Raw genomic sequence first — 8,657 nt, forward strand, 5'->3', positions numbered from 1 at the left:
CGGGAGGTGCGATTCGGCCGCACGATCCTCTTGCGGCGGCCCTCAACTTTTTGCAAACTCTGGACAGCGGGCCGCCCTCATCCGTTCCTGCCGGAACCGCGCCGCGGGAAAGCGGGCGCGGATCCGGGGGGATGCCGGCTCCGGGCCAAGCCGCGGCCGGATTGCTCCGGATTCCCCGCGCGGGGGAAGGATCAGAGGCGCTGCGCCACTGCGTTTTGCGGTCCGTGGAGCAGGGTCCGAGCCGCGCGCGTAGCATCCCCTGTCCGGAAATTTCCCGACAGGCTTCTCATCCTCCCGATGGCGTCCACTTGTTTCCTCCGGTAAGCTGCAATCTTCTGCTGCATCATGCTTTGCGTCGACTCTGCCGGTATTCTCCCCGGCCCCGAACCGCCCGGACGGATGGATACGATCAGCCGCCAGGATCTGCACACCCTTCACGAGATGGTCGCCGCGCGGCGAGCGCAGATCCGGGAGCGGATCGAGCGGGTCGAGGCGCTCCGGCGCCACCTGTGGTCGCGGATGGACCGGCTGCGCGAAGCCGCAGCGGCGGCGCCCCCGTTCCCCGGCGGTACGGTGGACCCCCTGGAGCCGGGGGAGATGGACAGCGCCGTCGCGGCGGCGGGCTCCGAGCATCCGATCCCCGCGGCGGCGTTCGCGGACCTGGCACGGTGATTCCGTTCGGACGTGCACGCAGGAACCTGACCGAATGAACTTCGAGCCTCCCTTCCAGGCCCGCATCAACGACGCGCGCGCGCGCGTGGCCGTTCTCCGCCGGCGCGTGGAGGAATCCGGCCGCGCGGGCGATTCCGTGCTGGGCGAGGCGGTGGACGAGCTGCTGGCGGCGCTCGAGGAGCTGGAGGTGAGCGACGAGGAGCTGCGCGCCCAGAACGAGACGCTGGCCGCCACGCAGCTCCTGGTCGAGGCCGAGCGCCAGCGCTACGCCGACCTCTTCCACTTTGCCCCCGATCCCTACCTGGTCACCGGCTCCGACGGCACCGTGCGCGAGGCCAACCGCGCGGCCGCCGCGCTGCTGGCGGTGGCCGAGCGCTCGTTTCCCGGCAAGCCGCTCTCGGTGTTCGTCGCCCGGAACGAGGTGCGCGGCTTCCGCGAGCAGGTGAACCGCGCCGCCCGCGGCCACCGCGTGGACAGCTTCGAGGTGACGCTGGTTCCTCGCGACGGCGACCCGGTGCGCGTGGCCTGCACGGTCGAGGCGGCGGCGCACCCGGGGCCTGACGGCCCCGCGCTGCGCTGGCTGCTGCGCGACGTGACCGAGCGCCGCCGCGCCGACGAGGCCGAAAGCCGCGCCGCCGCCGAGCACGCCGCCCGCCGCTCGGCCGAGGAGGCGCACCAGCGGCTGGCGGCGGTGCTCGAGGCCACCACCGACGGCTTCTACTCGCTGGACCCGGCGTGGCGCTTCACCTACGTGAACGGGAGCGCCGAGCGGCTGTGGGGGCGCGAGCGCGCCGGGCTGCTGGGGCGCGGCTTCTGGGAGGCGTTTCCCGACGCCGCCGGCTCGCCCGCCGAGCCGGCGCTGCGCGGGGCCATGGAGGGGCGCCGCGTGGAGCGGGTGGAGGTGCTCTCGCCGCAGCTGGGGCGGTGGATCGAGCTGCTGGCCTTTCCCACGGGCGACGGCGTCTCGGTGTTCTTCCACGACGTGGAGGAGCGCCACCGCAGCGAGGCGGGCGAGCACCTGCTGGCCGCCGTGGGCGAGGCGCTCTCGGGCGAGCTGGAGGTGGAGGAGATGCTCCGCCGGCTGGCCCGCGCCGCCGCGGGGCGGGTGGCCGACTGGTGCGTGGTGCACGTGCACGACGACGGCCGCCTGGGCGCCTGCGGCATCGCCCACGCCGACCCGGCGCTCGGCGGGCCGCTGGAGGAAACGCTGCACCGCGTGCCGCTGGACCCGGCCGGGCCCAACCCCGTGTGCGTGGCGCTGCGCACCGGCCTTCCCGCGCTGCTGGCGGGAACGGACGAAGTGCTGGAGGCCGCCTTCCCCGACCCCGTGCAGCGCTCCGAGGCCCGGGCGATGGGCGCCGAGTCGGCGCTGGTGGTGCCCATGCAGGCGCGCGGGCGCACGCTGGGGGTCATCACCCTGGTCCGCGGCCCCGGCGAGGCGTACGGGCCCGACGACCTGGCGCTGGCGGGCGAGATCGCGCGGCGCGCGGCGCTGGCGGTGGACAACGCGCGGCTCTACCACGCCGCCCGCGCCGCCACCCGGGCGCGCGAGGAGGTGCTGGCCGTGGTCAGCCACGACCTGCGCAACCCGCTGAACGCGGTGCTCCTGGCCGCCATCATCCTGGACGAGTACAGCGACGCCGAGCGCTGGAACGAGCGCGAGCGGCAGCAGGTGCGCACCATCCGCAACGCCGCCGAGCAGATGGGGTCGCTGATCCACGACCTGGTGGAGGTGGTGGCGCTGGAGTCGGGCGCGCGGGTGCTGCACCTGGACCGCGTGGAGCCGGCCAAGGCCATGCACGCCGCGGCGGAGATGTACCACGGCCTGGCCTCGGAGAAGGGGATCGCGCTGACGGTGGACGCCGGCGCCGACGTTCCCGACGTGCGCGCGGACCGCGCGCGGCTGCTGCAGGTGCTGTCGAACCTGCTGGGGAACGCGCTGAAGTTCACGCCCGGCGGGGGTTCGGTCACCATCGGCGCGGCGCGCAGCGGCGACGCGGCCGTCGGCTTCTACGTGGCCGACACCGGGCCGGGGGTCGATCCGCACGACCTGCCGCGGTTGTTCGAGCGCTTCTGGCAGGGACAGCGCGGCGGCGGTTTGGGGCTGGGGCTGGGCCTGGCCATCGCCAAGGGGATCGTGGACGCGCACGGCGGGCGCATCTGGGTGGACAGCTCGCCCGGGCGCGGCAGCACCTTCTTCTTCACCCTCCCCACGCAGCAGGGCGACGGCTGAGAACGGAAGGGTTCACACGGAGGAAACGGAGGCAGCGGAGGATTTCTCCGCTGCCTCCGTTTCTCATGTGCAAAGAGACCAAAGGGGACGTCATCCTGAGGCCGGCCACACCGCAACCGGCATCCGCGCAGGCATTTGCAGGCCGAAGGATCTATAGCGTCCTCGCACGTCAGCCAGGGAGATGCATCGGGGCTTCCCCTGCTTCAGCGAAGTCGCCCCGGCTCCCTCACCGGCGACTGAAGTCGCAGCAACAACGACGGGAAGCCTCGCAAACCGCGCGAGGCTGATCCGCTCATTCCGTGGCATCGGCGCTCACGGCCGATCTCCTTTCATCCTTCCTGGATGCGCGCAGCGCGGGGACGGCTCAGGACGACGGCGGCGCGGGAGATGGGATGGTGGCCGCGCCCTCGGGCTTCCGGGTGGCGAAGAAGATGTAGAGCGGGGTGCCGGCGAGGAGGACCAGGAAGCCCCAGAGCACCACCTCCGGCCCCACGCCGTAGACGGTGTAGAGGACGAAGACGAAGGCGATGCCTCCGGCGGTCTGCGCGCGGCGGCGCTCGCGCGGGGTGTAGCGCGCGGGGTCGCGGCGGGCCAGCATCATCTCCGCCGCGGCGGCGTACAGGTGCGGGATGAGGGTGGTGAGCACCGCCAGCAGCACGATGAAGTTGAACACCCCCAGCAGCGAGCGCGAGAAGTAGAGGAGCAGCATCGCGCTGGACACCGCCGTTCCCGCGACCAGCCCCACGTGCGGCGTGCGGAAGCGCGGATGCACCCGCCCCAGCCCGCGGAAGAAGATCCCGTCGCGCGCCGCGGTGAAGGGGATGCGCCCCGACATCAGGATCCACCCGTTCAGCGTTCCCACCCCCGCCGCGATGGCGAAGACGCCGATCGCCGTCTCCGCCCACCCGCCCAGCGTGCGTCCCGCGGCCACGGCGATGGGTCGCGCGCTGGCCGCGATCTCGGCGTTCGGCAGCGCCCCCGTCACCGCGATCGCCGCGACCAGGAAGATGCAGGTGGCCACCGCGTACCCCAGCAGCGTGCCGCGGCGGATGGTGCGTCCGGGCTCCCGCACCTCCTCCGCGGGGACGGTGGCCGACTCGACGCCGCTGTACGCCCACACCACCAGCGCGGCGCCCGCCGCCAGCGATCCCCAGCCGTGCGGGGCGAAGGGCGCGAAGTTGGCCATCCGCGCGTGCGGCAGCATGGCCAGCGACACCACGAGCATGGGGATGGCGCTGGTGCACATCACCGCGATCTGCAGCCGCGCGCTCTGCTTCACCCCCAGCACGTTCAGCAGGCACAGCCCCCAGAGCAGCGCCTGCGCCAGCGCGAACTGCAGCCCCACGCTCTCCGCCAGCGGCCGCGAGAAGCCGACCGCGTAGCCCACCACGGCGGTCACGATTCCCGCGTTGCCGATCACGCAGCTGATCCAGTAGCTCCACACCGCCTGGAACCCCGCGTACTCGCCGAACGCCTCGCGCGCGAACACGTACGGGCCGCCGGTGAGCGGGTAGCGCGCGCCCAGGCTGGCGTAGACCAGCGCCACGAACAGGTATCCCGCCGCCGTCACCGCCCAGGCCACGGTCCCCAGCGGCCCCACCGCCTGCGCCAGCGACGCCGGCAGCGTGTAGACCGACGTCCCCACCATGTTCCCCACGCACAGCGCCACCGTCCCCAGCAGCGTAAGCCCGCGCACCAGCGACGGTCTGGGAGATGACGGAGAGCGCGGCGATGCGTCTGCGGCGGGTGCGGTGGCGGACACGGCGGGCGGGGATGCGGGTGGGGATGGAGATGGAGATCGGAAGGTGGGACGAATGTGGTTGCGCGGCCGGGGGATCACAAGCGCGGTGATGGCGGGCGCGAGGTGACGGACGGCGGGTTCGGCCGGGGGACAGGCACTCGTGCGCGTCCGCCGCCTCGCGCCCTCTCCGGCCGGCCGAGGCCGTCCACCTCTCCCGTACCGGGAGAGGTAGCTGGACAGCATTGGTGCAGAATGGGATGCATCCTGCCCGCCCTCCCGGGCATCCGTCACGCCGAAAGCTTGGGTGCGGGCCGAAGGCAGCAGGCCGCGCCGACGCCAGGGCCGCCCCCTCGCCCGGAACGGGAGAGGGCGAGCGCTCCAAGGCGCGGGGAGAGGGCGCGAGGCGTCGGAAACGCACCGCAGGCTTCGCCATCTCCCCGCATCTCCATCTTCTCCCAGTTATCATCTCCCTTGCCCTGCCGTGAAACCGCCCCTAACATTTAGACGTACGTCTAATAGACGATGGTCTAAACGTCGGATTGCGGGGCGGATGCTCGACACCACCATGCGCGCGCTGGCCGACCCTACGCGGCGCGAGATCCTGAAGGCGCTGCGGAAGGGCGACCTGGCGGCCGGCGAGATCGCCGCGCGGTTTCCCATGACCGCGGCGTCGGTGTCGCACCACCTGGCCGTGCTGAAGGACGCGGGGCTGGTGAAGGCCGAGCGCAACGGCCGCAGCCTCATCTATTCGCTCGAGAGCACCGTCTTCCAGGAGTTCCTGCAGGAGATGATGGAGCTCTTCGGAACCGGGAGGGAGCCATGAAGAACCGCTGGATCACCGCCGCGCTGCTCGCGGCGCTCTGGGTCTTCGCCGCCGTGGCCTATCCGCGGCTGCCGGCGCGCATCCCCACGCACTGGAACGTGCGCGGACAGGCCGACGGCTGGGGCGGGCCCGCGTCGGCCTTCCTCTTTCCCGCCATCGCCACCGGCATCGCCCTGCTGCTGCACCTGCTGCCGCGCATCGACCCGCGGCGCGCGCACTGGGACAAGTTCCGCGACGAGATGGGCCTCATCGTCATGCTCGTGGTGCTGTTCCTGGGGTGGATCCAGACGGTGGCGCTCGGCTCGGCGCTGGGGTGGAAGCTCGACATGACGCGGTCCGTGCTGGTGGGGATGGGGCTGTTCCTGGCGGCCATCGGCAACTACCTGCCGCGCATCCGCTCCAACTGGTGGATGGGTATCCGCACACCGTGGACGCTGGAGAGCGAGCGCGTCTGGCGCGAGACGCACCGCGTGGGCGGGCGCGTGTTCGTGCTCGCGGGGCTGGCGGTCGCGGCGGCGGCGTTCCTCCCCGAGCCGTTCTGCCCCGCCGTTCCCATCGCCGCGATGGGCGCGGCGGGGCTGGTGCCCGTCGTCTACTCCTACGTCGCCTGGCGCCGCGAGTCCGCCCACCGCGCGGGGTGAGCCGGGGATGGCGATGAGGATGAGGATGGGGATGGGGATGGCAGTAGGCGCGCTCGCCGGCATCGCGCCCTCTCCGGCCGGCTCAGGCCGTCCACCTCTCCCGTACCGGGAGAGGTAGCTTTCCCGCATCACCGGCACGGGGAAGTATATGCGCGAGCATAGTTTGCAGGCCGCGCCGATGCTGGACAGCCCCCTCGCCCGGAACGGGAGAGGGCGAGCGCTCCAAGGCGCGGGGAGAGGGCGGCGCGGGCGCATCGGAAACGCACCGCCAGACCCTGCGCGCACGACCAGACGGAGTCACGAAGCCAACACCCAACGGGATGATCCGAACATGATCTCCAGACGCATGGCCCGCATCGTGACGGCCGCGGTCGTCGTGATGACCGCGGCCGCCGCGATCGCGATGGCGCCGGGCGCGGCGCGGGCGCAGGCGACGGACCGCGGCGCGTTCGTGCTGCGCGTGGGCGCGGACACGCAGGCGGTCGAGCGCTTCACCCGCACGCCTGCGGGGGTGGACGTGGAGCTGGGCGTGAAGGGGCGCGCGCGCGTCGTCTACCAGCTGCGGACCTCGCCGGACGCCTCGGTCACCGGCGTGGAGATGCGCGCCTGGACGGGGGCGTCGGACACGGTGCCGCCGCAGCAGCACATCACCGTCGCGTGGATGGGCGACAGCGCGCGCACCACCATCGACGCCGGCCCGCAGCACCTGGTGCAGACGGTGCACGGCGCGCGCGGCGCCGTCCCCATCGTCAACCCGTCCGCGCTGCTGCTGGAGCAGGTGATGATGCGGGCGCGCGCGATGGGCGGCGACAGCGCCAGCGTCCCCGTTTTCGTGGTCGGCACCACGCAGGCCGTGCCCGCACGGGTGCGGCGGACCGGCGCCGACAGCGTGGTCGTCACCATCGGGACCGTCGAGGCGCGCGCGCGGACCGACGCGGCGGGGCGGCTGCTGGGCGCCTCCGTCTCCTCGCAGCAGCTGGTCATCGAGCGCGTGGCCAACCCCGGCTCGCTGGGAATGCCGCGGCCGGACTACTCGGCCCCCGCGGGCGCGCCGTACACCGCCGAGGAGGTGCGCGTCCCGCACCCCGGCGGCTTCCGGCTCGCGGGGACGCTCACCCTGCCCAGGGAGCGCGGCGGCCGCGTCCCCGCCGTGGTCACCATCACCGGCTCGGGGCAGGAGGACCGCGACGAGGCCATCCCCATGGTGCGCGGCTACCGCATCTTCCGGCAGGTGGCCGACACGCTGGGCCGCCGCGGCATCGCCGTGCTGCGGATGGACGACCGCGGCTTCGGCGCCTCCGAGGGCGACGCCGCGACCGCCACCTCGGCCGACTTCGCGACCGACATCGCCGCGGCGGTGGCGTACCTGCGCACGCGCCCGGAGATCGACCCCGACCGCATCGCCGTCGTGGGCCACAGCGAGGGCGGGATCATCGGGCCCATCGTGGCGGCGGCGGACCCGCGGCTGCGCGCCGCCGTGCTCATCGCCGGCCCCAGCCGCGGCGGGCGGCGCATCCTGGAGTACCAGCTGCGCACGCCGCTGGACGCGGACACCAGCCTGACGCAGGCGCAGCGGGATTCCACGTACCGCCAGGGGAGGGTGATGGTGGATTCGATGGCCGCCGTGCTGCCGTGGATGAAGTGGTTCCTGGAGTACGATCCGCTCCCCACCGCGCGCCGCGTGCGCCAGCCCGTGCTCATCCTGCAGGGCGCCACCGACCGCCAGGTGACGGCCGACCAGGCGCCGGAGCTGGCCGCCGCCATCCGCGCGGGCGGCAACCGCGACGTGACCGTGCGCGTCTTCCCGGAGCTGAACCACCTGATGGTCCACGACCCGAGCGGAATGCCCTCCGGCTACGCCAGCCTCCCCTCGGGCAGCGTGGACCCGCAGGTCCTCGGCGCGCTGGCGGACTGGCTGGTGGCGAAGCTCGGACGACGCTGAACATCGCCAAGGGAAAAGACGGCATCACACGGAGGGAACGGAGGAAACGGAGGAGTTCGATCCTTCTCCGTTTCCTCCGCTCCTCCGGGTGATGCTGTTTGTTTGAGGGAGGAGGACGCGTCGCTGGCACGCTTCCCGCCGCGCAGCTAACCCGTCCGCAGTGGGGAGGATGGCAACCGGCCGGGGGAGGGGAAGATGGCGAAGTGCGAGGTGTGCGGGAACGACTACTACCTGTCGTTCGAGGTGATCGCGGCGGGGAATCGCCACGTGTTCGACAGCTTCGAATGCGCCATCCACAAGCTGGCGCCGGTGTGCGCGCACTGCGGCTGCAAGGTGATCGGGCACGGCGTGGAGGGAAACAACGAGATCTTCTGCTGCGCCAACTGCGCGCGGCAGGCCGGGCTGAAGGGCGTGGCCGACCACGTCTGAGGCGTCTCCCGGCCGGGTCTTTCCGGCCGGCGATGAAACCCTTGCGCCTGCTTGGACATCGAAACATCTGTCTATACGACAGCGCGGTCCATGCACCTGCAACCGGGCGGGCGCCGCGCCCGTAGGGAGGCACGGAACGCGGCGCCGCCGCGGATGTACACAGGGGTGGGGCGCCC

The 8,657-nt window shown here is 72.7% G+C and carries 7 protein-coding genes; 6 read left to right on the forward strand and 1 reads right to left on the reverse strand.

Annotated elements, in window-relative coordinates; translation table 11 throughout:
- Positions 1-399 precede the first annotated feature (399 nt).
- Together VLK66_RS11985 and VLK66_RS11990 are read left to right on the forward strand one after the other, a co-directional pair.
- A complete protein-coding gene (locus tag VLK66_RS11985) occupies positions 400-672 on the forward strand; it encodes a hypothetical protein (protein WP_325309656.1) in 273 nt (90 codons plus the stop codon).
- A gap of 34 nt (positions 673-706) precedes the next feature.
- Entirely contained in the window at positions 707-2,905 is a 2,199-nt protein-coding gene (locus VLK66_RS11990) for a PAS domain-containing sensor histidine kinase (RefSeq protein ID WP_325309657.1), read from the forward strand.
- Between the two features lie 364 nt (positions 2,906-3,269).
- Here the strand turns inward: VLK66_RS11990 and VLK66_RS11995 are convergent, their stop codons facing one another.
- Positions 3,270-4,601, reverse strand: coding sequence for an APC family permease (locus VLK66_RS11995; protein ID WP_325309658.1), 1,332 nt, complete (start codon positions 4,599-4,601; stop codon positions 3,270-3,272).
- 595 nt (positions 4,602-5,196) lie between these two features.
- Between VLK66_RS11995 and VLK66_RS12000 the strand changes: the two genes are divergently transcribed.
- From VLK66_RS12000 to VLK66_RS12015, 4 genes are all read left to right on the forward strand, one after another.
- Positions 5,197-5,469 carry an autorepressor SdpR family transcription factor gene (locus tag VLK66_RS12000; protein ID WP_325309659.1) on the forward strand — a complete coding sequence of 91 codons (273 nt, stop codon included), beginning with the start codon at positions 5,197-5,199 and terminating at the stop codon, positions 5,467-5,469.
- Complete coding sequence (locus VLK66_RS12005; RefSeq protein ID WP_325309660.1) at positions 5,466-6,110, forward strand: SdpI family protein; 645 nt, start codon at positions 5,466-5,468, stop codon at positions 6,108-6,110. Before VLK66_RS12000 ends, VLK66_RS12005 begins: the two co-directional genes overlap by 4 nt.
- Positions 6,111-6,441: 331 nt before the next feature.
- Positions 6,442-8,052, forward strand: a complete 1,611-nt coding sequence (locus VLK66_RS12010) for an alpha/beta hydrolase family protein (RefSeq protein ID WP_325309661.1) — start codon at positions 6,442-6,444, stop codon at positions 8,050-8,052.
- A 195-nt stretch (positions 8,053-8,247) separates the two neighbouring features.
- Positions 8,248-8,481 carry a hypothetical protein gene (locus VLK66_RS12015; RefSeq protein ID WP_325309662.1) on the forward strand — a complete coding sequence of 78 codons (234 nt, stop codon included), beginning with the start codon at positions 8,248-8,250 and terminating at the stop codon, positions 8,479-8,481.
- Positions 8,482-8,657 lie beyond the last annotated feature (176 nt).

The sequence above is a fragment of the Longimicrobium sp. genome, from assembly GCF_035474595.1.
Taxonomy (GTDB): Bacteria; Gemmatimonadota; Gemmatimonadetes; order Longimicrobiales; family Longimicrobiaceae; genus Longimicrobium.